Source organism: Pseudarthrobacter chlorophenolicus (assembly GCF_000962805.1).
GTDB classification, from domain to species: domain Bacteria; phylum Actinomycetota; class Actinomycetes; order Actinomycetales; family Micrococcaceae; genus Arthrobacter; species Arthrobacter chlorophenolicus_A.
This window is the reverse complement of the sequence record NZ_JZTW01000019.1, coordinates 19,399-42,858: the sequence shown is the minus strand read 5'-3', so window position 1 is coordinate 42,858 and position 23,460 is coordinate 19,399. Positions and strand designations below refer to the sequence as shown.

Genomic DNA, 23,460 nt, shown 5'->3' with positions numbered 1-23,460 from the left:
AATTCTTGGACGAAGCCCTGCTTCGGGGGCCTTCACACGCATTGGGGGGATGAGTGGTGGCGGCCGTTGGGGACCGCCCCCACTCAGCCTATTTAAGGGGCTTTTGAGCAGCGGAGGCGCGTCTCCGCCGCGATTATTTGTCCAGGCCTGCGGGCCCGATGGACCCCCAGACCTGGACAACGGCTCCGCGGTACTACCGGACGAAGCGCAGAGTCACCAGCTGGAAGGGCCGGAGCCGCAGTTCCGCGCCATCCTCAGCCGCGGACACGCCGGGAGCCTCGGTGGGCCGCTCCAGCAGGTCCGTCACCACAACGTCACGCACGGGGAAATTCGCCGTGATGCGCCCGGCAGTGCGCTGCCCCAGCGACTCATAGAGGCGGACCACGACGTCGCCTGAGCCGTCCTCGGCAAGCTTGACTGCTTCGATGACCAGGCCCGGTGTGCCCACCGAGACCAGTGGCTCAACCGGCGCGGCCCCAGCGACCAGCCTGGGCGCAAGGTTGGTCCTGTACCCCTCCTCCACAGCGGCCCCAATATCCGCACCGGGCCGGATGGTGACGGTCAGCTCATGCTGGCCGCGGTCGGCCGCAGGGTCCGGGAACTTGGGCGCCCGCAGCAGCGAGAGGCGCACAGTGGTGGTGGTGCCGCCGTCGGCCTCCCTGATGTTCCTGGCGACGTCGTGGCCGTAGGTGGACGAGTTGGAAACGGCGACGCCGTAGCCGGGCTCCCCCACGTGGATCCACCGGTGCGCACAGATCTCAAACTTCGCGGCTTCCCAGGACGTGTTCGTATGGGTAGGCCGGTAGACATGGCCAAACTGGGTTTCCGACGCCGACCGATCGGCGCGCACATCAAGGGCAAACCCGAGCTTGAGCAGTTTCTCCCGTTCCTGCCAGTCCACTGATGTGGTGATGCTCAGGGAGGGGCTGCCAGGTGCCAGGGTGATGCGCTGGGTGATGGGCGAGGTACCGGCCAAGCGTTCCACCACAACAGTGGCGCCGCCGGGACCCTCCTCCAGCCGGACCGACTCCGCGCCGGTCAGGGCAGTGACGTTGCGCCGGTAGAACTCGTCAATATCCCAGGCATCCCACTCGTTGGGAGTGTCCCGGTGCAGTTCCAGCAGGTTGCCGCGCTGTCCGGGTGCTATGGCTTCGCGGCCCGAGGCGTAGTCCTGCAGGGATGAGACCAGGCCGTCCGCGTCCAGGACCGCCCGGATCACGCCGTTGTCCAGGACGTATCCGCCGTCCTTGCTGCCGGCCCGGACCGGTCCATACTGGGCCGCCGGCTCGGCGGCGGCCAGCGCCGGAACTCCGTTCCGGGCATGCGGGGCGGCGTTGAGCAGGAATGTCCGTTCCCCGGTTCCCAGAGCCGCCGCTGCGGCCTTGCTGATGATGCCTTCCAGTGCGGACTCGATGGCCTGGTAGTTGCGTTCGGCGTCCTGGTGTACCCAGGCGATGGAGCTGCCCGGCAGGATGTCATGGAACTGCTGCAACAGGACCAGCTGCCAAAGCCGCTTCAGCTCAGCTGCCGGGTACCCAAAGGCGCCGTCGGTGCGGACGGCTGCCGTGGCACACCATAGTTCGGCTTCGCGGAGCAGGTGCTCGCTGCGCCGGTTTCCCTTCTTCGTGCGCGCCTGGCTGGTGTAGGTACCGCGGTGCAGCTCGAGGTACATCTCTCCCACCCACACGGGCAGGGCCTCATATTCCTCTTCGGCCTGCCGGAAGAAGCTCTCAGCGGATCCGATCCGGACCTTGGGTGAGCCTTCAAGATCTGCGGTGCGGGCGGCGGCGCTGAGCATTTCCCGGGTAGGTCCGCCGCCGCCGTCGCCATAGCCGAACGGCACCAGGGACACGGTGCCCCGGCCGTGATCCCTGTAGTTGCGTTCCGCGTGCGCCAGCTCGCGGCCGCTGAGCTCGGCGTTGTAGGTGTCCACCGGGGGGAAGTGCGTAAAGAGCCGGGTACCGTCGATGCCTTCCCAGTTGAAGGTGTGGTGCGGCATCCGGTTGGTCTGGTTCCAGGAGATCTTCTGCGTCAGGAACCAGCGGCTTCCCGCGGACTTCACGATCTGCGGCAGTGCGGCGGAATAGCCGAAGGAGTCCGGCAGCCAGGCCTCCCTGCACTCGACGCCAAATTCGGACAGGAAGAACGATTTGCCCTCAATGAATTGCCGCGCCATAGCCTCGCCACCGGGCATGTTGGTGTCAGACTCCACCCACATGCCGCCGACCGGAACGAACTGCCCGGCGCGGACTTTCTCCCGGATCCTGCTGAACAGTTCCGGGTAGGACTCCTTGATCCAGGAGAGCTGCTGGGCTGAGGAACACGAAAAGACGAAGTCCGGGTTCTCGTCCATCAGGGCCACCACGTTGGAGAAAGTCCGGGCGCACTTCCGGACGGTTTCGCGTACCGGCCACAGCCAGGCCGAGTCGATGTGCGCGTGGCCGGTGGCCACCAGCTGGTGGGCGGAAGCGTAGGCGGGCTGCGCCAGCACCCCGGCCAGCGCTTCCCGGCCGGCCGCCGCGGTTCCGGCAACATCGTCCGGATCCATGACATCCATCATCCGTTCCAGGGCCCGGAGAATGTCGTGCCGCCGCGGGAGTTCCAGGGGCAGCTGTTCCATCAGCCCCGACAGGGTCCAGACGTCCTGTTGCAGTTCCCAGACGGTCTGGTTGAGTTCGGCGATGGCGATGGTTCCCAGCCGGTAGTGCGGGGCCGTTCCGGCAGTGGACTTGTCACCGTAGGGAGTTGCCGCGAAGGTCCAGTCCTGCGCAAGGTCCGGGTTGGCCGCTGCCTCCACGTAGAAGTCCACTGCCATGCCGGTGCCCAGTAGCTTCAGCGGGATGTACCGGTTCCGGGGCGAGACTGCCTTGATGATGGTGCCGTCCGGCCGCCAGGCAATACCCTCGCACTGAAAACCAGGGGTTTGGACGGTGAATCCGAGGTCCACCACCACTTCGACAGTCGTGTCCGGGCCGGTGCCCCACGATTCCGGTACGTCACCCTGGAGCCGGAGCCATTTGGTGCTCCACGGCTTGCCCCATGCAGTCCCGTGCTCGAGGGGTTGGAACTGCTGCCGCATCGCTTCGAGTGCGGGTACCGGCTCATCCGGCACGTCCCAGCTGCTCAGGGTCAGGGGCACGGTCCGGCTGTAGACAGCGGGGTCGATGCGCTCACGCACAAACCTGGTGAGTCGGACTTCCGTGATCCTGCGGTCGTCATGCAATGTGTGCCCTCTTTAGCGCTTGAAAAAATTGGATCATCGTGTCCATTCGATGGACAAATCTACCCGCTGGTAGCCCTCAAACCAACCCCCTTGCGGCAGCTCCGAAGGCGTTGGAGGAGCGTCAGGCCGGTGCCGAAGCAACTACCGGGCTGCTGATCCTGGCCGCCCCCGCGTAGACGTTGAAGCTGGTTCCCCGGCTGAAACCGGCAAGCGTCAGTCCACTGGCTTCGGCGAGTTCCACCGCCAGGCTCGACGGAGCGCTGACGGCAGCCAACACGGGTATGCCGGCCTGGGCTGCCTTTTGGACCAGCTCGAATGATGCCCGGCCTGACACCTGGAGGACGGTGCCGCGCAGTGGCAGGAGTCCCTCGCGAAGGGCCCAGCCCACCACCTTGTCCACCGCGTTGTGCCGTCCCACATCCTCGCGGAGGCACAGCAGCTGCACGCCGCCGTCGTCATCAATCCGGAAAAGCCCGGCAGCGTGCACCCCGCCGGTATCGTCGAAGAGGCGCTGCGACTTCCGGAGCAGGGCGGGCAGGGATGCCAGCACCTGGGCGTCGAGCGTGAGGGGGTCCGCCGCGGGGCTGTGGTGCGAGGACTTCCGGACTGCTTCAATGGAGTCCGTCCCGCAGATCCCGCAGGAACTGGACGTGTAAACGTTCCGCCCCGTCTCCGGCAGGGGGACGTCCGGCCGCAGCTGGGCCTCCACCACGTTGAACGTCTGGACGCCGTTCTCGTCCTCTCCCGCGCAGAAGCGCAGGGACACCAGCTGGTCCGGGCTCCAGATCACGCCCTCGGACACCAGGAAGCCCGCCACAAGGTCGAAGTCATCGCCCGGGGTCCGCATGGTGACCGAATAGGAGAGGCTGCCCAGCCGGATTTCCAGCGGTTCCTCCACTGCCAGGACATCCTCGCGGTAACGGACCGGAAACTCCAGCGCCTTCGGCGAGCCGTCCAGGACATACTTATGCACCTTGCGGCGCTGCGTCACGCGTCCCATGGACCGTCCTGCCTGTTCATGCTTCCATCATCGCACTGCAGGGTGCCAGTCCGGCCATGCCCCGGCTCAACCGAGCAGGGCGCTCCAGTCCACCGGCCCCGCGGGGCCGGGCTTCGCGGCCGTCCGGGACGTCCTGCTGCTGCGCGGTTTGGCTTTGGCGGGATCCGCCGGGGCCGGAATGGGCGGGCCCCACGGCAGCGCGAAGGCAGGTACCTGCTCCCCCAACTGCACGCCGTGGGGAGGAACCACCATGACGCCGTGGGCCGTGGCAAGCCCGCGCATCATGCCCGGGCCGGTGTGCTGGGCCGGCGACGCCATCCCGTAGACAAGCCGGAACGGCATGAGGCGCGTGCGGCCAGGATCCGGCTCGATGAGGGCACCGGAGGCCACCTCCCGGACCTCCGGCAAAGTTCCGTGCCCCAGGGCGGCCAACAGGGGCGCGCCCACTGTAAAGAGGGCCATCATGGCGGCCAGCGGGTTGCCGGGCAGGCCCAGGACGAACCGGCCGTCGGGGAGTTCGGCCAGGACCACCGGGTGCCCGGGCCGCATGGCCACTCCATCAACCACCAGGCGGCCGCCCAGTTCGGCAACGGCGCGGCGGAGATGGTCCGTGCCGGAGCGGCCCGTTCCCCCGGTGGTGATGACGACGTCGGCCGGAAGCCCGGGTGCGTCGGGGCCGTCCGGGACCACGTCCTCCAAGGCCTCGAGCCATTCTTCGTAGGAGTCGCCGATGCGCTGCTGGCCGCCCGGGATGCCGCCAAGCATGCCGACGACGGCCGGCAGCTGATGACCGAACGTATCCCTGACCCTCCCCGCGGCGGGCAGGCCCTGCACCACCACCTCGGACCCGGTCAGCAGCAGGCGAACGAGGGGTTTGCCTTGGACCTGCAGCTCGTCGTAGCCGGCCAGCGCGGCAAGTGCCAGGTGCGCCGGGTTCAGGGTCACCCCCGCCGGAACGAGGAGGTCCCCTTCATGTGCCTCCTCGCCTGCCTTGCGCACGTGCTGTCCGTTGCGCGGTTCGCCGGGGCGGGCGGTTCCGCCGGTCTCAAGGACGGGAAGGCCGTCCTCGTCCTCGGCAAGGACAGCGCTTTCACTGCGCAGGACACCCTTGCCGCCGGGCGGGATGAGTCCGCCGGTAACGATGGGGCTGGCCTGATGCGGGGCCAGCCGGGCCCCGGCTTCCACGGGAATCCATGGCCCGGACCCGTTGACTGCCCACCCGTCCATGGCCGAGGACGCGTAATGCGGCATGTCCTGGAGCGCAACGATGTCCTGCTCCAACCTGCGGGCCTGGGCCTGGTCCAGCGGCACGGGACCGGGCGGGATGGGTGTTGCGGCGTCAAAGGCGGCCTGGCGCGCTTCCGCCCAGGTGTGGGCCAGGTGATGGTGGCCGTCTCGCACTTTCTGGCCACTTCCAGCCTGGCCTTCGCCCGGTTGTCCCTGCGGGTGTTCCTGCGGTTGTCCGTGCAGTTCTTCTTGCGGGTGCCCGAGGCTGTGTTCTTGCCTGTGTTCGTTCCCTGCGGGGGATGCGGCTTCCTGCCCCGGCGCTTCGGTCATTCGGAGGGGGCCCCGGCGGCTTCAGCGTCATAGTCCTCCGCCAACGCGCGGGCGACGGCGAGGGCCTTTTCCATAGTCGCGGCATCTGTCGAGCCGCCGGAACGCGTGGACAGGCCTGCAGCGAGTCCGGCGATGAACGTGGTCAGCGGGGCGGCGGGACGGACCACCGAATGGGCCGCCACGCCGGCGAGGGACAGAATGGCATTGATGTCTATCTGGACATCCTCAAGCTCGTAGGCCTGAAGCAGCAACCTGCACCACTCCTCCAGCGTTTCGTCCTGGCTCTTCACCACTTGCCTCCCAAGCTAAATGCGGCCGCTCCCGGCCCCGTCCACGTCCTCCACGTCCGGGTTGCCGGCAGCAATCCCCAGTGCGGCGGCATCGTCCCACGTGTCCACATCTGCCGTGTAAGCGGCCGGAACGGCGACAAGCTGCACGTCCAGACTAGCAAGGAGTGAGCGGACTGATCCGTTTATCAGCCTGCCGCTGGCGGCCATCCCGCGGGCGGACCTTTTTAGCGCGACCGTGCTATAAATTCCGGCCAGCGGCTGCATCCGCCCGGTACCGCTTCCCTCCTCGGTACAGGCCACATAAGAGCCCGACCCAGGTCCCGCGGACAGCTCATGCAGGAGGGTACGCACAGCCCCGGAGACCAAAGGCATGTCGCAGGCCAAAACAAGCGTGTGCGGAGCGCACGCCCCCGCCCGGTCCAGGACGTCCAGGCCCATAGCAATGGCTGCTGCCGGGCCGGCGAATTCCGGTTCTTCGCGGCACGTGAGCACTCCGGGAGGCAAAGGGCCGGGATCCGGGCCAACAATCACGGTGGCCCGGGCTCCCTCAGCGGCCGCCAAGGCCCGGTCGAGGAGGGTGGTTCCGCGAAACAGCAGTCCTTGTTTCGGAACGCCGCCTAAACGCGAGGATCGGCCTCCCGCCAGGATGAGGGCATCAAAGGCCGGCACTTCGTCTTGCATGGTTCAAGCGTAGCCAGTGCCGGGAACCATCAGGACAGTCCCTGCATTAGCGGGCCGGGCGGTCAGCGCAGGTCAGGCGGCCCGCTCCGGCAGGAGGAACGGGTCCCACGCCGGCGTGGGCTTCTCCAGTTCCTTGATCTGCCAGATGGTGCCGTGCGGAGGCGCCGGCTCGAACCGCAGCTTCCAGCCCATCTCAGCGGGCGTGTGGTCGCCTTTGACGTTATTGCACCGCAGGCAGGCAGCTACCAGGTTCTCCCAGGAGTCGGCCCCGCCCCGTGACTTAGGGTGCACATGGTCGATCGTGTGCGCCGCCTTTCCGCAGTACGCACACTTGTGCCCATCCCGCCTCAGGACGCCGCGCCGGCTCACGGCAGTGGCATGGTTGTATCTGGGACGGATGTAGCGGTTCAGGAGAATCACGGAGGGGCGGCCCAGGATTTCCTGCGGACCCACCACGGGATCATCGCCCTCGGCAACCACGCTTGCCTTGCCCGTGAGCACAAGCACCAGCGCCCGGCGGAAAGTTATAACCGCCAGCGGTTCATATCCAGCATTCAGAACGAGAGTGCGCATGCACGTACCTCTTCACGGCCGCACCCGTCAGGGGCACGAGGGCCGGCTGCCCTCGGCATGTTCGGGCTATGGATCGACACCACAAGAGTAAACAGAAAAATGCAGGATCAGCTAATCACGGCCCACGGCACCTTCAGGAATGGCATCCCGGGCGCACCGCCCGTTAACGGCAAAGGACCCCTGCCACGTGGGCAGGGGTCCTTTGACTCCGAAGGGCGGCTGTACCGGCCAGCCCTTCCGGGGGATCAGTTGACGCGGATGAAAACCGGTCCGGAACCGACGTTGGCGCTGAAGACCACCGTCTGGTTGCCGTTGTAGCCGCCGTGCACAGCCTGGCCGTTGCCGGCGTAAACAGCGATATGCGCCATGCCGGCGCCGCCGTCCGCGTAGTAGATCAGGTCGCCGGGCTGGGCTTCGGCAGCGCTGACAGTGCGGCCCAGGGAGAGGTAGCCGGCGGGCCAGTCGTGGAAGTTGATGCCCACGGCAGCCAGCGAGTTGGTGACGAGCATCGTGCAGTCCTGGTTGACGCCGAGCTGGGCGTACGCTGCGGAAAGGATTGCTGCGCCCTTGCCGCTGGCAGATGCCTGGGGAGCAGATGCGGGCTGCGCCGTGACGGTGGCAGTGACTTTCGGTGCCGCAGCGGTCTGGGTTGCGGCGGCCGGGGCGGCGGGAGCCGGAGCGGCTTCCTGCACCTCAACCTCGGGCTCTGCTTCAACCACCGGAGCCGGGCTGGTGCTGACGGCCGGCTTCTCGAAGGAGATGTTGATGGTGGAAGCCGCGGAGATCGGGGCGTCGACAGCTGATCCAACTTCAAAAGCGGAAGCAGGAGCGGAGTCGCGCTGGACGTTGGTGTCAGCTGCGTTTGCGGCGATGCCACTGGTCAGGACTAGGCCCGAGGCTGCGGCGATAACCGCTGCCTGGCGCCCAACGCCGCCGGCGTTGCCGCCAACAGCCTTGGCGATGATGGCGATTGAGTTGGTCTTGGTGACTTCGGCGCGATGCCGTGCGGTAGCACGAGTCGTCATCAGTTCTCTCTTTCGTTGTCCCCGGGCCTGTAGGCAACACGGGGGTTTTGGACGCGCCGGCATCTTGGGGGTAAGTCGGCGCGTCCCGAACGGGGATGTGTGATTTAGCGAAAAACGGGGGCAAAGAAAAAGTTCCTGGGGCCTGGGGCCCCGGGAACTAGTTCATGGTGTAGAACGAGGAGGTTCCGGTAGCGGCAACCGCGTGAAGAAGGGTGCCCTGGGACGGGTTGAGGGCGCTGATCATCATGCCGTTGCCAACGTAGATGCCAACGTGCGCTCCGCCGTTCTGCATGACGAGGTCGCCAGGCTGAGGAGTGGAGGTGGGCTTCATGGCGTTCCAGGCATTGACGCGCGGGATGCTGATGCCGGCCTGGGCGTAAACCCACTGGGTGAATCCGGAGCAGTCCCAGCCGTTGGGGCTGGTGCCGCCCCACACGTACGGGTGGCCGATGCCGGTGTACGCAATAGCTGCGATACCTGAGGTGGCGGCGGAAGAAACAGTCTCCGCGAGCTTCTCGGAAGCAGCTTCGGTGGAGTCAGCGGCTGCGGTGACGGCATTGCCGGCATCCCGTGCTGCTGATGCGGTGGACTGGGTGCGTACCGGCTCCGGCTTCGGAGCAGCAGTGGTCTTGATGACCGGGCGCTCGAAGGAAACGGTGGCGGTGGGTGCCGCGGTGACGGCGAGGGCGGTCTGGGCCGAACCCGACTCAGTGGATGCCGAGACACCCGCGGTAGTGTCCGCGACGGCCGGCAGGCCCATACCAAGGACGAGGCCCGATGCAGCTGCAACTACTGCAGCCTGGCGACCCACTGTCCCGGCATTGGCACTAACAGCCTTGGACACGGCGCCCAAAGGGTTGGTGCGAACCGTTTGCGCACGGTGGCGCGCAGCATTATGGCGTGAAGACACGAAGGTAGCCTCTCCCAATGCCTGCGAGGTGAGCTGTCGGATTCGGATGGGAGTCACCCGGCCACACGGCTTCCAAGGAAGCTTTCGTGACTTAACCCCAAGGCCTTCGAAACATGAAGGCCAAAATTGGTTCCCCCGCCCCTGCCAGACGATGAAATGCGAACGGACCTTGAGCGGTGGCAGAGTTAGGCAATCCACTCAAGAGCGTCAACTTCGGAAAAGTTGACGCGAGTTAGACGGTACAGCAGTTTTGTTTGAATGTCACATTCAGGTCACGGCGGGTCACGGTCATTCGAGAGTCCACCATCATTTGACTAAAGCCAACCGGTGGGGTCGACGACCTCGCCGTTGACCTGGACTTCGAAGTGGAGGTGGCAGCCCGTGGAGGCACCGGTGGTCCCACTCAGGGCTATGACGTCGCCCCGGGAGACGGTTTGGCCCTCGGTCACGTTGAACGATGACAGGTGGTTATAGGTGGTCTCCAGGCCGTTACCGTGGTCCACCACCACCCTGTTGCCGCCGCCGTACTGGTGCCAGCCCACAAAGGTCACGGTTCCGGTGGCGGCAGCCATCACGGAGGTACCGCACTGGGCAACGTAGTCCTGCCCGCGGTGGAAGTCGCCGGTGCCGCCCGTGATGGGGCTGACGCGGTAGCCGAATGGCGATGCGGTGGCCATGGTGGCCAGCGGGGCTCCCAGGGTACCGGCCGACGCAGCACGGGAGACCGATCCTGCGGACTGGGCGCTGAGCAACTGTTTGAGCTTGCCGTCAGGGTCCGCCTGGGTAACGACGGCAGAGCGGCTGAAGTCGATCTGGGCGCCTGCTTCCGCGGAAATTGCGGGCTGCGGCGTTACCGATGAGGCGGCAACCGCACCGGTTCCGCTGGCGTCGGTGGCCATGACGGGACTGGTGACGGGGACGGTCACGGTGAGCACCAGGCCGGTGGCGGCAAGTGCTATGCCGGCCTTTTGGCCAATGCCGCTGGCCGAGGCAAATTCCGTTATCTGGCGGAATGGACCCCGACGGCGGCGCGCATCACGGTGGAGATCGCGGGGGCGCGGGGTCTCAGCAGCCTGGACGGCTTCGAGAGCACGCGGCGTAGCAGCGGGGCCCGCCGCGCGTCGGCGGCCCCGGGGGGTCTGCATGGTCAAGAAGGGTTCCTCTCTGGATAGCCTGCGAAGTTAGCTGTCGGATTCGGGTCAGAGAGTTCACAGACCCGGTCCGCCGTAAGCAAGCTGCGGCACAGAGAATTCCCCGGAAGGTTCCTTCACTGGAAGAGGCTTGCTGCTGACGGACTTCACCCCAAGGCAGTCCCCCGCTGCCAGTTGTGGTTCCCCCGCCTCTGCCAGTTGTGACTTGATGCTCCCGATCCGCTGGCAGAGCTCGGCTCCAGATCAGGTAACGCTTAAGTATCAACGCTTTCGTTCAACTATAGGTGCTTAAGGCCCTTAGTAACAATTCCGTTATTTTTGCGTGACCCAGCTCCCACGGGGTAAAAGCGGGGCGTTTACCGTATCAGCTAACGGCTACGAATACGTGGGCAGCCACTTCAGGAGGCAGTTCCAGTGCGCCTTCGATGCCGGGAACACGGACCGAAATGTAGTCCCCTACACGCTCCAGCGATACGGCCGCTCCGGGGCGGATGCCGCCTTCGTCGAGCTGGGACAGGAGCTCGGGTTCCACCTGGATGGGTTCGGCCAACCGGCTGATGGTTACGGCAGAGGCAAGGCCGTAGGTCTTCATGGCCTCAAGGAGGCTGACCGCACCGTCGGCGGACGGCTGCTCCGGGTGTCCACCCAGTGCGGCCAGTCCGGGAATCGGATTACCGTAGGGCGATTCGGTGGGGTGGTCCAGCAGTTCGTAGATCCGGCGCTCAACGCGCTCGCTCATCACATGCTCCCAGCGGCAGGCTTCGTCGTGGACGTAGGCCCAGTCCAGGCCGATGACGTCGGCCAGGAGCCGTTCGGCAAGGCGGTGCTTGCGCATTACTTCCGTTGCACGCTTGCGGCCGACCTCGGTGAGCTCCAGGTGGCGGTCGCCGGACACCACCACCAGGCCGTCACGCTCCATCCGGCCGATGGTCTGGGACACAGTGGGGCCAGAGTGGCGCAACCGCTCGGCAATACGGGCCCTCAGGGCAACGATGTTTTCTTCCTCCAGCTCCAGGATGGTCCGAAGGTACATCTCCGTAGTGTCGATCAGATCCGTCATCCAGCTCAGCTCCTCGAGCGCAAATACCCTGCGTTGTTCCGCGTTGTCCTGCACAGTCCCGCCATGCGGCGCGCGACATAGTCCGGAGGCAAGCTTAGCCTATTTTGACTTTGTCCGAATAGTTGCAGGTTCCATGTTTCAGTGTCTCAATGTTTGGACTTTGGCGGCTCCGGCTCCCGCGCCTACGCCTGTTCAGGCAGAATGGGAAAGGCCTGCGTTGCAGTCACTGCCGACTGTCGGGCGGCGTTATCCGCCCGACCGGCCAAAGCCACCTCCCCGCCGACATTGGAGCACCCGTGAGCGAAACCAGCATCACTATTCCCGCCGACCTCCTGCCCCGGGACGGACGGTTCGGAGCCGGGCCATCCAAGGTCAGGCCGGAACAGATCGATGCACTCTCTGCGGCGTCGAAGACCATCCTGGGCACGTCACACCGGCAGGCCCCCGTCAAGAACCTTGTGGGGTCGGTCCGCGAGGGCCTCAGCCAGTTCTTCCGCGCACCCGAGGGTTACGAGGTTGTCCTCGGCGTCGGCGGCTCCACCGCGTTCTGGGATGTTGCCTCCTTTGGCCTCGTGGAGACGAAAGCCCAACACCTGTCGTTCGGTGAGTTCGGGTCGAAGTTCGCCGCCGCCACCAACAAGGCACCTTTCCTGGATGCATCCTCCATCATCACGTCGGAACCGGGCACCCGCCCGGCAGCCCGGGCCGAGGCCGGCGTCGACGTTTACGCGTGGCCGCAGAACGAAACCTCCACCGGCGTCTCCGCTCCGGTGCAGCGCGTGGCGGGTGCCGACGAGGGCGCACTGGTCCTGGTCGATGCAACCTCGGCCGCCGGCGGCCTGGACGTCGATGTTGCCGAAAGCGATGTCTACTACTTCGCCCCGCAGAAGAACTTTGCCTCCGACGGCGGCCTGTGGCTTGGCCTGTTCTCCCCCGCCGCCCTGGAACGCGCCGCTCGGATCAAGGCCAGCGGCCGCTGGATTCCGGATTTCCTGGACCTTCAGACCGCCATCGACAACTCGAAGCTGAACCAGACCTACAACACCCCGTCGCTGTCCACGCTGGTGACGCTGGATGCACAGGTCCAGTGGCTGAACTCCAACGGCGGCCTGGACTTCGCAGCAGGACGCACCGCCGACTCCGCCGACCGCATCTACACCTGGGCCGAGGCATCTGAATACGCGACGCCGTTCGTCACCAACCCGGACGAGCGCTCGAACGTCATTGCCACCATCGACTTCGACGACTCTGTGGATGCCGCCGCGGTAGCCAAGGTCCTGCGCGCCAACGGCATCGTGGACACGGAGCCTTACCGCAAGCTGGGCCGCAACCAGCTCCGGATCGCCACCTTCGTTGCCATCGACCCCGAGGATGTTTCGGCCCTGCTGGCCAGCATCGACTACGTGGTGGGCGAGCTGCGCAAGTAGCGTCCCGCCGTCGGCCAAGCCCCGCGATTGAACATACGACGGCGCCGCCCGGGTTTACCCCGGACGGCGCCGTTTGCTGTTGGTTAGCTCAAGGCAACCACTGCCCGGGGGGGCGGGTTAGCCCTGCTCGCCATCCGCCTGGCCCGCGTCCGAAGACCCGGCCTGCCGTGAAGACCCTGCCTCTTCCGGCTCCTGTTCCGCTTCTGGTTCTCCGGCGGCTTGGGCGTCGGGGGCCGGGCGCTCCTGCTCGTGCTCTTCGTCCCGGGCGTCCTCGGGCCGTACCCGCTCAGCCCACGGCACCCATTCCGGGGCCAGGATCGAGTCTTCCGAGGGCAACAGGCCCAGTTCGTTGACTGTCACCAGCTTGGACCGGGAGTTACGGGTGAGGACGGCATACCACTGCCAGCCCGAGTAGCCCGGCAGCCTGGATTCGAAGAGGTGCGTCACCAGGCGATCACCTTCGCTCTTGGCAGCCAGGTGTGGACCGATATCAGACGCCGAAGTGATTCCCTCGAGGGCGCTTCTGGCAACGTCGACGGCGGCGGCCAGGAATGCGTCGGGCTTCCCTGTCCGCCACACCGGCACGCCGGCCTTGCGTTGGGGAGCCGCCTTAACGGCCGCGCCGGAACGGGAGACGGCGGTGCGCTCCGAAGCAGCCGCCTGGTGCACAGCGGCTGTCTCCGAGGCCTGCATTCCTGCGTCGGGCTGTTCAGCTTCCGGATTCATTGCTGCCTAAACGTCCAGCTCGTCGGCAACCTTACGCAGGGCAGCGGCAATGGCCTTGCCCTTGTTGCCGTCCGGGTACTTGCCGTTGGACAGGGTGCCCGAGAGATTGTCGAGGACAGTCACCAGGTCCTGGACCAGGGGCGCAAGATCGCGGGCACTGGGCCGTTTGGCCTTGGCGATGGAGGGAGTCTTGTCGAGGACGCGCAGGCCCAAGGCCTGGGCACCCTTGCGGCCGTCGGCCACGCCGAACTCCACACGGGTGCCGGCTTTGAGTTCCGTCACGCCCTCGGGCAGCGACGATTTGGGCAGGAAGACTTCCTGGCCGTCCTCGCCCGCGAGGAACCCGAAGCCTTTGTCCTTGTCGTACCACTTGACCTTGCCGGTAGGCATTGAATCAACCTTCTTCGTTCTGCTGTTGTGAGACACGGCCGGCCGCCACCGCATCCGCACCGGTTGTGCGGGTTTAAGGTATGGCAGCTGCGTACCGTGTTGGTCTGTATCCTTCAAGGTTATCCTGCCCCGCGCCCGAATCCCGCTTCATGCCGACCTGAACGCCGGGGTTCACGCGCGCTGCCGGAGGGGCGGTAGCGTTACGTCCATGACACCCTCGCGCTACCGGCGGCCCATCATGATTGCCGCCGCCGCCATTGCCGTGCTCTCGCTCGCCGCCGTGGGGGCCGTCATGGCCTTTGCCTTTGCCGGGTCAGTGGCTCCAGCGTGGGTTACCTACACGGCGCTGTACGGGCTGCCCGCGGCGTTCGTTCTCATGCTCTTCCTGGTGCTCGACAGCGTTGCCGGGCGGCGCCGGGCAGGAAAACCTGACCAGCGGTAACGTTGGACTGATGTCCCTCATTCGCGCGCTCAGCAAGGACCTGGCGGCCCGCAGCGACGACTCGCTGCGGGAATTGTTCGCCGCGCGGCCGGACCTGCTCTCCCCCGCCGTGCCCGATTTCCCTGCCCTGGCGGCGCGGGCCAGCTCAAGGGTCAGCGTCCAGCGTGCCCTGGAGCGGCTCAACAGGCCACAGATGCAGGTCCTTGAAACCCTCCATCTGTGCACGAACACCGATACCGGGCACAGCGCCAGCGCACCCGCGCTGCGCAAGATGATTGCAGGCTCCACCATTCCTGTCCTGGAACGGATCCTGGACCGCCTGCAGGAACTTGCCCTGGTGCACCGGGCCGATCCACCACACGGTACGCCGTCCGGCAACCGCCAGCGCTTCTACCTCCCCGTCGGCTGCCTCAAGGACGTAGTGGGCATCTATCCCGCGGGGCTGGGCCGCAGCTACACGGAACTTGTCCGGCTCCAGCCGGCGTTTGCCCAACGGGCTGTACAGCTTGTCTCCGAACTGCACCGGAGCGGCGTCGAGATCCAGGGTGCCACCACCCCGATGGAGGCGGCACTGGCCCTGCAGCACTGGACGTCCTCGCCGGAAGCGGTGCAGGAGATCCTCGCCCATGCCCCGGAACGGACGACGGCGCTGCTCGCCCGGTTCCGGAACTGGGCCATGGGTGCCGTCCCCCAGGCGCAACGCAAGGCCTCCGTCACCACCGAGGGCGCCGACGTCGGGCCCATCGACTGGCTGCTGGCCCGGGGGCTGCTGGTCCCGCTGGACGCCGCCCACGTGGAACTGCCGCACAGCGTAGGGGTGTCCCTGCGGGGCGGCGCCATCATCAACGACTTCACCCTGACCCCGCCGGTGCCGGAGCTCGGCACCACCACCGCAGCCCTCCGCCGGAATGCTGCCCTGAGTGCCATCTCGGACACCCTGCGGCTGGTGGGTGAACTGCTGCACGCCGTCCAGCGCCAGCCGCTGGCCACGCTGCGCAGCGGTGGCGTCGGGGTCCGTGAGACACGGCGGCTCGGTGAGCTGCTGCGGATCAGCCAGCCGCAGGTGGGACTCCTGCTGGAGCTCTGCGGCCTTGCCGGACTGATCCGCCTGGACGTGGACTCGTCCTCCTGGGTACAGCCACCGCAGCTTGAGTGGCTGGAGCTGCCCCGGCAGGAGCAATGGCAGTGGCTGGTCAATGCCTGGCTGTCCAGCGAACGCGTTCCGTCGCTGGTGGGCCAACCTGCCAACGGGACCTCTGGAGTTCCGGCTGCGCACCGGTCGGGTGCCGGCGGGGCCATCGTCCCGTTGTCTGCGGAAGCGCAACGGCCTGATGCCCCCGTCATCCGCAAGCGCATCCTGGAAATCCTGCTGGAGCTGACCACCGAAGCGGCTGCAACCGACGGCGCCGCGCCGGTCCTGGACGCGGCGGCAGTCCTTCAGCGCGCCGAGTGGGCGCAGCCCCGGATGGCGCGGCGCTTCAGCTCACTGATCCGCGGGGTCCTCGCAGAGGCCGAGCTGCTCGGACTGGTGGGCTCCGGAGCCCTGACCCAGCTGGGAGCCGCCTTCGCCGGTGACAACCCCGACGAAGCCATGACACTCCTGGGCCAGCACCTGCCGGCCGCCCTGAACCATGTGCTGCTCCAGGCCGACCTGACAGCGGTGGCACCTGGTTACCTGGCACCCGGCCTGGCTGAAAAGCTGCTGGCCATGGCCGACGCCGAAGGCCAGGGACCAGCCACGATCTACCGGTTCTCCGAGGCCTCCGTCCGGCGCGCACTGGACGCCGGGTATGACGCCGGCCGCCTGCTGCAATTCCTGGGCGAGCATTCCGCCACCGCGGTGCCGCAGCCGCTCGAATACCTCATCCAGGACACCGCCACCCGCCATGGGCAAATTCGGGTGGGGACGGCCGCCAGCTTCATCCAGAGCGATGACGAGGAAGCGTTGCAGGAGCTCCTCTCCGGGCCACGGGCGGCCGCACTCGGCCTGGTCCGGCTCGCTCCCACCGTCCTAACGTCCTCTTTGCCGCCTCGCGAAGCGGTGCAGATCCTGCGCGGCCTCGGCCTCTCGCCGTCGGTGGATGGCGTGGAGGACTCTGCCGTCCGGCTCCGGCGCGGGCCGGTACCGCAGGAAAGCCCGCGGCCCGTCTATACCGCGCCCCGCCTGGCTCCGGCAGCCGACGACGTTGACGCCCAACTCGCCGTGCTGCGCCAGGAAGACGGCCCGCACGGCCGCCACGGTGCGGCCGGCCATGAGGCGGAAGCGGCAACCCAGCTGGGGCTGGAGGCGCTGCAGCGCGCCATCCGGCTCAAGCAGCGGATCAGCATGAACGTGGTGGACAGCCTGGGGAATGCCACCTTGGAAACCGTTGTTCCGCTTTCAGTAAGCGGCGGACGCGTCCGTGTCTTCGACCCCGCCAAGGACACGGAACGGGTCCTGTCCATCCACCGGATCATCGATATCGAGGCTGCAGAGGAACTGCACCAGTAAAGGACTGTCCTGCGTGAACGACGGACCCCTGATTGTCCAGAGTGACAAAACCATCCTGCTCGAGGTGGACCACGAACTCGCCACCGAGGCCCGCCATGCCATCGCGCCGTTCGCGGAGTTGGAGCGGGCACCCGAGCACATGCACAGCTACCGGCTCACGCCGCTGGGGCTGTGGAATGCGCGCGCCGCCGGGCTGGACGCCGAGAGGGTCCTGGACACGCTGCTGAAGTATTCGCGCTTTCCCGTACCGCATTCGCTCCTCATTGATATCGAGGAGACGATGTCGCGGTACGGCCGGCTGCGCCTGGAGAAGGATCCCCAGCACGGGCTGGTAATGCGCACTGACGACTACCCGGTGCTGGAGGAGGTCATCCGGGCGAAGAAGATCCAGCCACTCCTTGGGCCGCGGATCGACGGCGAGACAGTGGTGGTTCACGCCTCGCAGCGGGGCCAGCTGAAGCAGCTGCTCCTAAAGATCGGCTGGCCGGCTGAGGACCTTGCCGGCTACGTTGACGGCACCCCGCACCTCATCGCGCTGAACGAGGACGGCTGGCAGCTGCGCCCTTACCAGCGGCTGGCCAGCGAAAACTTCTGGTCCGGCGGCAGCGGCGTGGTAGTGCTCCCCTGCGGTGCCGGCAAGACGCTGGTGGGCGCCGCGGCCATGGCTACTGGATCCACCACCACGCTGATCCTGGTGACCAACACCGTGGCCGCGCGGCAGTGGAAGGACGAGCTGTTGAAGCGCACGTCGCTGACGGAGGACGAAATCGGCGAATACTCCGGTGCGCTGAAGGAAGTGCGCCCCGTGACCATCGCCACGTACCAGGTCCTGACCACTAAACGCGGTGGCCTGTACCCCCATCTGGAACTGGTGGACGGCCACGACTGGGGGCTGATCATCTACGACGAGGTGCACCTGCTGCCGGCTCCAATCTTCCGGATGACGGCCGACCTTCAGGCGCGGCGCCGCCTGGGCCTGACCGCCACCCTGGTCCGCGAGGACGGGCGTGAGGGCGAGGTCTTCAGCCTGATCGGGCCGAAACGATACGACGCACCGTGGAAGGACATCGAGTCCCAGGGCTACATCGCACCGGCGGACTGCGTTGAGGTGCGGGTGGACCTGCCGAAGGACGAGCGGGTTGCCTACGCCATGGCCGACGACGCGGACAAATACCGGCTGTGTTCTACTTCCGAGTCCAAATCCCTGGTGGTGGAACAGCTGCTGGCACGGCACGCCGGCGAGCAGCTTCTGGTTATTGGCCAGTACATCGACCAGCTCGACGACCTCGGCGAGCGCCTGCAGGCACCGGTCATCAAGGGGGACACCTCGGTCAAGGTGCGGCAGCGGCTCTTCGACGCCTTCCGTGCCGGAGAAATCCAGACCCTCGTGGTGTCCAAGGTAGCCAACTTTTCCATCGACCTGCCGGAGGCCTCGGTGGCCATCCAGGTGTCCGGTTCGTTTGGGTCACGCCAAGAAGAGGCGCAACGGCTCGGGAGGTTGCTGCGCCCCAAAAAGGACGGCCGGGCAGCCCGTTTCTACTCACTGGTGGCCCGTGACACGCTGGACCAGGAATTCGCCGCCAAACGGCAACGGTTCCTGGCCGAGCAGGGGTACGCCTACCGGATCATGGACGCCAAGGACGTGGATGCCGGGGAGTAGCCTTCAGCGTGCGCGCTAGGTAATCCCTTCGTTGCTGTCCCGCTCCAGGGTCCCGGTCCGAGGATCGAGCTGCGGGCGTTCATAGGCGAATTCGCCGCCGCTGCGGCCACCGAAGGGGCGGCCGTGGTCGGCGAATTCCTCCCGGAAGAACGCCAGGCACCACTGCCCCATCTGGATCCGCGCTCCGGTCCGGAGTACTGACGCTCCGGACCTGGCAACACTTCCGCTGACGGGGCCGTGCGGCACCAGGACGTACTCGTCCTGGTCGTCGTGCCGGATCTCGGCGTGCAGTTCTTCAAGGCCTTCCAGCACGAGGCCGGATTCCGGGCTGCTGCCAATGGTCGTCACATCGTCCGTAAGTGCCACTTCCCGGGGAACCTGGCCGGTCCAGATTGCTGCGTCCTGGACGAAGATCAGCCGCGGCCGGCCCCCGCCCCGGGCGTAATGCGTTGTGGTGATGCGGCGCACCACCTTCCGCTGCACCGTGGGAAACAGGGGCATGGGGGTAAAAGGCGGCAGCAATCCCCCGCCCTTGGGCGCCCGCCGGCCGTGCCGGACCAGCGGCAGCAGGGACCCCAGTTTGCCCAGTTTGATGTGGGGCGACCGGGTCACCAACCGCTGCGTGGCCGGACTGTCCACTGCGCCCAGGCTGACGACATTTCCATCCGGTCCGGCCACGGTGACGCTCAACCCCTTGCGGGCCAGGAAGTCGGCCAGCGGCTTGATCGCCTCCACCGAAGGCATTCCGCCACCGGACAATGGGGCCAGGCCGTCCAGCGATACGGTGACTTCTGTCCCGGCGGCCTGGGCCCGTCCCGTGGTGACCGCCCCGGACTCGTCCGTGAAGGTGAAGTCCAGATCGATGTCCAAACGGTTCTCCGGCATGCCGTCAGCCGCGGTTCGCGTCCGACCCGGCGGCATCCCGGTCGCTGGTGGTCACCCGCAGGGATCCGTTGAGCTTCCACGTGGCGCGTGGAGCATCGGGGCCGATGTCCCGTGGGACCTCCACGGTCATGTCAATGAACTGATAGTTGATTGCGGCTCCCTTGCCGGTGAGATATGACCACATCTCCTCGGCAAGGTCCGCCCAATCCCGGATGGTGCGTTCGCCCGCAGTTGCGTTTTCGGTGGCGTTCAGATCGGTCATGTTGGTCTATCCCCTTCGATGGCCAGGAACTAACAGGTACTACCGGTGGAAGGGGCCACCGGCAGCAATGAAAACAGCACGCGGTGGTCCGTTAAACAGCTGGTGCCGGCATTACGCCCGGCAAGCATCACTGTATTCCCGCTTCGGTAGCCGGGGAAGATGCGCGACGCCGAACGTTCTTACCGCGTTTTGGGTTCCCGGGTGCTAAATCGGGCTCCCCGACGCACACTGGACACATGAGTCAACGCATCGTGCCGGCTGTGCCCGGCCCCGGGCAGGAGTCCGTGTGGGACTATCCGCGCCCGCCAAGGGTGGAACCAAGCTCCGGACAGATCCGGATCTACTTGGGCGGGGAACTGATTGCCGAGACCACGGAATCGCTGAGGGTCCTTGAAACCAGCCATCCGCCGGTCTATTACCTTCCACGTGCTGCGTTCCTTGCCGGTGCGTTGGAGCCGTCCCAGGGATCCAGCTGGTGCGAGTTCAAGGGACAGGCCCAATACTTCACCGTTCGCGGCGGCGGCAGGTCGGCGGAGCGGGCCGCCTGGTCCTACCCGCAACCCCTTCCCGGCTATGCGGAACTGGCGGGCCGGGTGGCAGTCTATGCGGGGCCAATGGACCGTTGCGAGGTGGACGGCGAAGTTGCCCGCCCCCAAGCGGGAGGTTTTTACGGCGGCTGGGTCACCGACCGGGTCGTGGGTCCGTTCAAGGGTGAGCCCGGCACGCTGGGATGGTGAGCCTGACGCAAGGGGCACGTGAGCCTACATTCCCAGCGTGTCCAACCGTCCCAGGATGAACCGGAGCATGTCCAGCCTTCCTGCCACCACGTCCTCCAGCCCGGGGCGAGGCGACTCCAGCTGGTCGAGCGGCAGGGCCTGCAGCCCTGTGAACACGGCCATGGCGGCAGCGTGGCCACGGGCGACTGCCGACTCATCGGGTTCGGTTCCGGCCTCTGCCATCCCTGTGCAGTAGGCGTCCACGCACAGCGGCGCCAACCGGGCAAGGCCGCTGCCTGGCATGTAGCCGTCATTTACCCGTCCGGCCAGCAGCTGCGCCAGGTCGAAGCCCGCAGGCCCCCGGCCGAAGTTTCCCCAGTCGATGAGGACGAACGCGCGGTCCCCGCCTGCGGAGGCCCCGGCCAGCAGGTTCTGGGGGCTGGCGTCGCCGTGCATGGGGTACTGGGGCAGGGCCACGAGCACGTTTACCAGGTCCCGGGCCCTCCCTGCCAGGCTACGCAGTCCGCTGATGACCGCGGGGTCCGCTGCACCGGCCACCACGGGGTGCCGCCACACATCGTCGCCCATGATCGCCGGGATAAGCAGCTGCGTTCCAACGCCCTCAAGGAAGAACTCCAGGCGCCGCGATGTGGTGGCATCCGGCACTGCTGTGACGCATGCATCCACGTCCGGGCTGCCGGCGAGGCCGCCCAGGACAAAGGCGGCGTCCGCAAAGTGCTCGTCGCTCCACTCCTGGGCGCCGCCGTCGTCCACGTCCTCCATCCAGATAAGGATCCGCTGCGCATCCACCTCGGTGATGCGGAAAGCCCCGGGCATCCGTGCGTTCAAGGGCAATGCTGTGCTGACCCCGTCGGCGTACGCCTGCGCTTCAGTGCGCCACGGGTAGCGCTCCGCCAACTGCTCCCGAAACTCCGGTGGTACAGCCTGTATGCCCGGCCATAGCAGCGGCGACTGGGTGAGCTTGGCAATCGCGCTGAACGGGACAGGTTCCTCCGCCTTGTCGCCTGCCTCCTGTGCCGTCCCCTGGATCCGCCAGAGCCCGCCCGTGGTCATGTTGGCCCCGGGAGGGATGATGCTCTCCGCCCTCGCCCCGGTGACCACCATGCCGTGCCGGCCCAGGGCAGCGTCCACCACTGCCGGGAGGTCCTGGCGAAGCAGGCTGGGGACGGGCAGCTCCGGCGCGTCGATCACCGGCTAGGAGCCGGCCGGTGGAACCACGACGGCGGGTGAGCCCTCGTTGAGCGGGTTGGGGGTGGCGGAGGGAGCCACTACCCCGAATTCATAGCCCCGGGCACGCAGGGCGTCAATGGTGGATGCGAGGTATGTCCACTGTGAGGCCGGGCAGGCCAGGACGTCTTCGGCATCATGGAGCAGGATAATCGCCCCCGGCGCTGCCTCATCCATGACGAACTTCTGGACGCCGGCTGCTCCCGGGCACTCAAAGTCACCGGGCTGGCCGATGTGCCAACGCCAGAGGACCCCGCCGCTCATACCAATGGTCCGCAGGTAATTCGCTGCGTACGGGGTGCTGTTGCCGAACGGGAAACGCATGAGGCGGGGGGTCTCGCCTGTCACAGCCCGGATGGCCTCATTCGTGCTGTCTATCTGCTGCTTTTGGTTCGCTTGGCTGATCTTAAGGAAGTCGGCGTGGTTCCACGAGTGGTTACCGATGACGTGTCCCTCGGCCTTGATCCGGCGCACGAGGTCAGGGTACAGCTGTGCGTTGGCCCCCTGCAGGAAGAACGTTGCCTTTACATTCTTCGCCTTGAGGACATCCAGGACGTAAGCCGTACGCTGTGGCGACGGCCCGTCGTCGAACGTCAGTCCAACCAGCGGTTCGTCGGCTGCTTGTGCGGCCTGCGTGGGACCACCCGCCAGCAGGGCGAAGACAAGTGCCCCGGCGCCCAGGGCCATGGTGGCAAATTTGCTCTTCATCGTGCTTACCCTTCCTTGCCCAAGGCTTCCGGCAACCCTCTTAGATGCACCATACGGCGGCGTTTAAGGCACTGTAAACAGCCGCCGGAGATACGCGGGGAACGCCAGTGCGGACGGGTAGGAGGCCGCGGGCCCGCCCGCGAAAGAGGGGGAAACCGGCGGTCGGGAGGGGGTGCTCCACCCTTGTGGGCACGTCCGGCAAGAGGGATCATAGTCCCCCTGTTTCGGGCCAGGGTGACCCCACCCGCGGTACTGCCAAAGATACGCAACGTTCATCCATGGAACGTCCAGACAACTCCCAGAGACTGGGAGCATGATGGGAACATGAACAAGAACGGCCCCGAAGCGAAGCTCCTCGTTGTTGACGATGAACCCAACATCCGTGAGCTGCTGTCCACGTCACTGAGGTTCGCCGGCTTCGAGGTGGTGTCCGCGGCCAACGGCCGCGATGCCCTGGCCGCCGCCGACGCCCACGCCCCCGACCTGGCTGTCCTCGACGTCATGCTTCCGGACATGGACGGGTTTACCGTTACCCGCCGGCTGCGTGCCTCGGGCAAGCACTTCCCGGTCCTGTTCCTCACCGCCAAGGACGACACGGAAGACAAAGTCACCGGGCTCACCGTGGGTGGGGACGACTACGTCACCAAGCCGTTCAGCCTCGACGAGGTGGTGGCGCGCATCCGCGCCGTGCTCCGCCGCACGCAGCCGCTGCTGGACGACGACGCCATCATCCGGGTGGGTGACCTCGAGCTCGACGACGACGCCCACGAAGTGCGCCGCGGCGGCACGGTCATTGAACTTTCCCCCACCGAGTTCAAGCTGCTCCGCTACCTGATGCTGAACCCCAACCGCGTGCTGTCCAAGTCGCAGATCCTGGACCACGTTTGGGAGTATGACTTCAACGGCGACGCCTCGATCGTGGAGTCCTACATTTCCTACCTGCGCCGCAAGGTGGACATCGATCCCGACGCCCCTGCCCTGATCCAGACGAAACGCGGCGTGGGCTACGTGCTCCGAACGGCCGAAAAGCGCTGA

The 23,460-nt window shown here is 66.5% G+C and carries 22 protein-coding genes, 1 pseudogene and 2 riboswitches; of the genes and pseudogenes, 6 read left to right on the top strand and 17 right to left on the bottom strand.

What is annotated here, in order from left to right; all coding sequences use genetic code 11:
* Positions 1 to 193: 193 nt before the first annotated feature.
* From UC32_RS16875 to UC32_RS16830, 11 genes and pseudogenes are all read right to left on the bottom strand, one after another.
* Positions 194 to 3,223 (bottom strand): alpha-mannosidase, encoded by a 3,030-nt coding sequence (locus UC32_RS16875; RefSeq protein WP_045732350.1) that lies wholly within the window; start codon positions 3,221 to 3,223, stop codon positions 194 to 196.
* A gap of 121 nt (positions 3,224 to 3,344) precedes the next feature.
* On the bottom strand, positions 3,345 to 4,223 hold the full coding sequence (fdhD, locus tag UC32_RS16870) for a formate dehydrogenase accessory sulfurtransferase FdhD (protein WP_045732349.1): 879 nt from the start codon (positions 4,221 to 4,223) through the stop codon (positions 3,345 to 3,347).
* Between the two features lie 66 nt (positions 4,224 to 4,289).
* Positions 4,290 to 5,780: a molybdopterin molybdotransferase MoeA gene (locus UC32_RS16865; protein ID WP_082072192.1), complete on the bottom strand. Its 1,491-nt coding sequence runs from the start codon at positions 5,778 to 5,780 to the stop codon at positions 4,290 to 4,292.
* The gene (locus tag UC32_RS20850) at positions 5,777 to 6,070 is read right to left on the bottom strand and encodes a DUF6457 domain-containing protein (protein WP_045732348.1); all 294 of its coding nucleotides are present in this window, start codon (positions 6,068 to 6,070) and stop codon (positions 5,777 to 5,779) included. Before UC32_RS20850 ends, UC32_RS16865 begins: the two co-directional genes overlap by 4 nt.
* Positions 6,071 to 6,085: 15 nt before the next feature.
* A complete protein-coding gene (locus UC32_RS21085) occupies positions 6,086 to 6,217 on the bottom strand; it encodes a hypothetical protein (RefSeq protein ID WP_268747960.1) in 132 nt (43 codons plus the stop codon).
* A 72-nt stretch (positions 6,218 to 6,289) separates the two neighbouring features.
* A pseudogene (locus UC32_RS21015) lies at positions 6,290 to 6,751 on the bottom strand (NTP transferase domain-containing protein); the annotation flags it as partial.
* Between the two features lie 72 nt (positions 6,752 to 6,823).
* Positions 6,824 to 7,324 carry an HNH endonuclease gene (locus UC32_RS16850; RefSeq protein WP_045732346.1) on the bottom strand — a complete coding sequence of 167 codons (501 nt, stop codon included), beginning with the start codon at positions 7,322 to 7,324 and terminating at the stop codon, positions 6,824 to 6,826.
* Between the two features lie 245 nt (positions 7,325 to 7,569).
* Positions 7,570 to 8,349, bottom strand: coding sequence for an NlpC/P60 family protein (locus UC32_RS16845; protein ID WP_045732345.1), 780 nt, complete (start codon positions 8,347 to 8,349; stop codon positions 7,570 to 7,572).
* A 157-nt stretch (positions 8,350 to 8,506) separates the two neighbouring features.
* Entirely contained in the window at positions 8,507 to 9,193 is a 687-nt protein-coding gene (locus UC32_RS16840; protein WP_045732388.1) for a C40 family peptidase, read from the bottom strand.
* A 70-nt stretch (positions 9,194 to 9,263) separates the two neighbouring features.
* A riboswitch (cyclic di-AMP (ydaO/yuaA leader) is annotated at positions 9,264 to 9,445 on the bottom strand.
* Positions 9,446 to 9,573: 128 nt separating this feature from the next.
* Positions 9,574 to 10,404: a M23 family metallopeptidase gene (locus UC32_RS16835; RefSeq protein ID WP_045732387.1), complete on the bottom strand. Its 831-nt coding sequence runs from the start codon at positions 10,402 to 10,404 to the stop codon at positions 9,574 to 9,576.
* A gap of 10 nt (positions 10,405 to 10,414) precedes the next feature.
* Positions 10,415 to 10,626, bottom strand: a riboswitch (cyclic di-AMP (ydaO/yuaA leader).
* A 148-nt stretch (positions 10,627 to 10,774) separates the two neighbouring features.
* Positions 10,775 to 11,470 (bottom strand): metal-dependent transcriptional regulator, encoded by a 696-nt coding sequence (locus UC32_RS16830; protein ID WP_045732344.1) that lies wholly within the window; start codon positions 11,468 to 11,470, stop codon positions 10,775 to 10,777.
* A 296-nt stretch (positions 11,471 to 11,766) separates the two neighbouring features.
* Between UC32_RS16830 and serC the strand changes: the two genes are divergently transcribed.
* Positions 11,767 to 12,897: a phosphoserine transaminase gene (gene serC, locus UC32_RS16825; protein WP_045732343.1), complete on the top strand. Its 1,131-nt coding sequence runs from the start codon at positions 11,767 to 11,769 to the stop codon at positions 12,895 to 12,897.
* 117 nt (positions 12,898 to 13,014) lie between these two features.
* On the opposite strand, the gene UC32_RS16820 is transcribed toward serC, so the two are convergent.
* Together UC32_RS16820 and UC32_RS16815 are read right to left on the bottom strand one after the other, a co-directional pair.
* Complete coding sequence (locus tag UC32_RS16820; RefSeq protein ID WP_045732342.1) at positions 13,015 to 13,623, bottom strand: DUF3027 domain-containing protein; 609 nt, start codon at positions 13,621 to 13,623, stop codon at positions 13,015 to 13,017.
* Positions 13,624 to 13,629: 6 nt separating this feature from the next.
* Complete coding sequence (locus UC32_RS16815; protein WP_015936126.1) at positions 13,630 to 14,013, bottom strand: cold-shock protein; 384 nt, start codon at positions 14,011 to 14,013, stop codon at positions 13,630 to 13,632.
* 208 nt (positions 14,014 to 14,221) lie between these two features.
* Here UC32_RS16815 and UC32_RS16810 point away from each other — a divergent pair, with 208 nt between their 5' ends.
* Genes UC32_RS16810 through UC32_RS16800 form a run of 3 tightly spaced genes read left to right on the top strand, consistent with a single transcriptional unit; the run spans position 14,222 to position 18,606 of the window.
* A complete protein-coding gene (locus UC32_RS16810; RefSeq protein ID WP_045732341.1) occupies positions 14,222 to 14,455 on the top strand; it encodes a hypothetical protein in 234 nt (77 codons plus the stop codon).
* A gap of 10 nt (positions 14,456 to 14,465) precedes the next feature.
* The gene (locus tag UC32_RS16805) at positions 14,466 to 16,946 is read left to right on the top strand and encodes a helicase-associated domain-containing protein (protein WP_045732340.1); all 2,481 of its coding nucleotides are present in this window, start codon (positions 14,466 to 14,468) and stop codon (positions 16,944 to 16,946) included.
* 13 nt (positions 16,947 to 16,959) lie between these two features.
* Positions 16,960 to 18,606: a DNA repair helicase XPB gene (locus UC32_RS16800; RefSeq protein ID WP_045732339.1), complete on the top strand. Its 1,647-nt coding sequence runs from the start codon at positions 16,960 to 16,962 to the stop codon at positions 18,604 to 18,606.
* 15 nt (positions 18,607 to 18,621) lie between these two features.
* On the opposite strand, the gene UC32_RS16795 is transcribed toward UC32_RS16800, so the two are convergent.
* Together UC32_RS16795 and UC32_RS16790 are read right to left on the bottom strand one after the other, a co-directional pair.
* A complete protein-coding gene (locus tag UC32_RS16795) occupies positions 18,622 to 19,491 on the bottom strand; it encodes an FHA domain-containing protein (RefSeq protein ID WP_045732338.1) in 870 nt (289 codons plus the stop codon).
* 4 nt (positions 19,492 to 19,495) lie between these two features.
* Positions 19,496 to 19,753: a hypothetical protein gene (locus tag UC32_RS16790; protein WP_045732337.1), complete on the bottom strand. Its 258-nt coding sequence runs from the start codon at positions 19,751 to 19,753 to the stop codon at positions 19,496 to 19,498.
* 236 nt (positions 19,754 to 19,989) lie between these two features.
* On the opposite strand from UC32_RS16790, the gene UC32_RS16785 reads away from it, so the two are divergent.
* Positions 19,990 to 20,490: a DUF427 domain-containing protein gene (locus UC32_RS16785; protein WP_045732336.1), complete on the top strand. Its 501-nt coding sequence runs from the start codon at positions 19,990 to 19,992 to the stop codon at positions 20,488 to 20,490.
* Positions 20,491 to 20,514: 24 nt separating this feature from the next.
* Here the strand turns inward: UC32_RS16785 and UC32_RS16780 are convergent, their stop codons facing one another.
* Both UC32_RS16780 and UC32_RS20110 read right to left on the bottom strand, forming a co-directional pair.
* Positions 20,515 to 21,681, bottom strand: a complete 1,167-nt coding sequence (locus tag UC32_RS16780; protein ID WP_045732335.1) for a phosphotransferase — start codon at positions 21,679 to 21,681, stop codon at positions 20,515 to 20,517.
* 3 nt (positions 21,682 to 21,684) lie between these two features.
* Positions 21,685 to 22,425, bottom strand: coding sequence for a polysaccharide deacetylase family protein (locus UC32_RS20110; protein WP_052690609.1), 741 nt, complete (start codon positions 22,423 to 22,425; stop codon positions 21,685 to 21,687).
* Positions 22,426 to 22,749: 324 nt separating this feature from the next.
* Here UC32_RS20110 and UC32_RS16770 point away from each other — a divergent pair, with 324 nt between their 5' ends.
* Positions 22,750 to 23,460, top strand: coding sequence for a response regulator transcription factor (locus tag UC32_RS16770; protein ID WP_045732334.1), 711 nt, complete (start codon positions 22,750 to 22,752; stop codon positions 23,458 to 23,460).

Excerpts from the sequence above, each read along its gene's own strand:
- UC32_RS16865 (WP_082072192.1), bottom strand. The coding sequence starts at position 5,780 with ATGACCGAAGCGCCGGGGCAGGAAGCCGCATCCCCCGCAGGGAACGAA.
- UC32_RS16835 (WP_045732387.1), bottom strand. The coding sequence starts at position 10,404 with ATGCAGACCCCCCGGGGCCGCCGACGCGCGGCGGGCCCCGCTGCTACG.
- UC32_RS16790 (WP_045732337.1), bottom strand. The coding sequence starts at position 19,753 with ATGACCGATCTGAACGCCACCGAAAACGCAACTGCGGGCGAACGCACC.
- UC32_RS16770 (WP_045732334.1), top strand. The coding sequence starts at position 22,750 with ATGAACAAGAACGGCCCCGAAGCGAAGCTCCTCGTTGTTGACGATGAA.
- UC32_RS16845 (WP_045732345.1), bottom strand. The coding sequence starts at position 8,349 with ATGACGACTCGTGCTACCGCACGGCATCGCGCCGAAGTCACCAAGACC.
- UC32_RS16785 (WP_045732336.1), top strand. The coding sequence starts at position 19,990 with ATGAGTCAACGCATCGTGCCGGCTGTGCCCGGCCCCGGGCAGGAGTCC.
- UC32_RS20110 (WP_052690609.1), bottom strand. The coding sequence starts at position 22,425 with ATGAAGAGCAAATTTGCCACCATGGCCCTGGGCGCCGGGGCACTTGTC.
- fdhD (WP_045732349.1), bottom strand. The coding sequence starts at position 4,223 with ATGGGACGCGTGACGCAGCGCCGCAAGGTGCATAAGTATGTCCTGGAC.
- UC32_RS16795 (WP_045732338.1), bottom strand. The coding sequence starts at position 19,491 with ATGCCGGAGAACCGTTTGGACATCGATCTGGACTTCACCTTCACGGAC.
- UC32_RS16820 (WP_045732342.1), bottom strand. The coding sequence starts at position 13,623 with ATGAATCCGGAAGCTGAACAGCCCGACGCAGGAATGCAGGCCTCGGAG.
- UC32_RS16815 (WP_015936126.1), bottom strand. The coding sequence starts at position 14,013 with ATGCCTACCGGCAAGGTCAAGTGGTACGACAAGGACAAAGGCTTCGGG.
- UC32_RS16810 (WP_045732341.1), top strand. The coding sequence starts at position 14,222 with ATGACACCCTCGCGCTACCGGCGGCCCATCATGATTGCCGCCGCCGCC.
- UC32_RS16850 (WP_045732346.1), bottom strand. The coding sequence starts at position 7,324 with ATGCGCACTCTCGTTCTGAATGCTGGATATGAACCGCTGGCGGTTATA.
- UC32_RS16805 (WP_045732340.1), top strand. The coding sequence starts at position 14,466 with ATGTCCCTCATTCGCGCGCTCAGCAAGGACCTGGCGGCCCGCAGCGAC.
- UC32_RS16830 (WP_045732344.1), bottom strand. The coding sequence starts at position 11,470 with ATGACGGATCTGATCGACACTACGGAGATGTACCTTCGGACCATCCTG.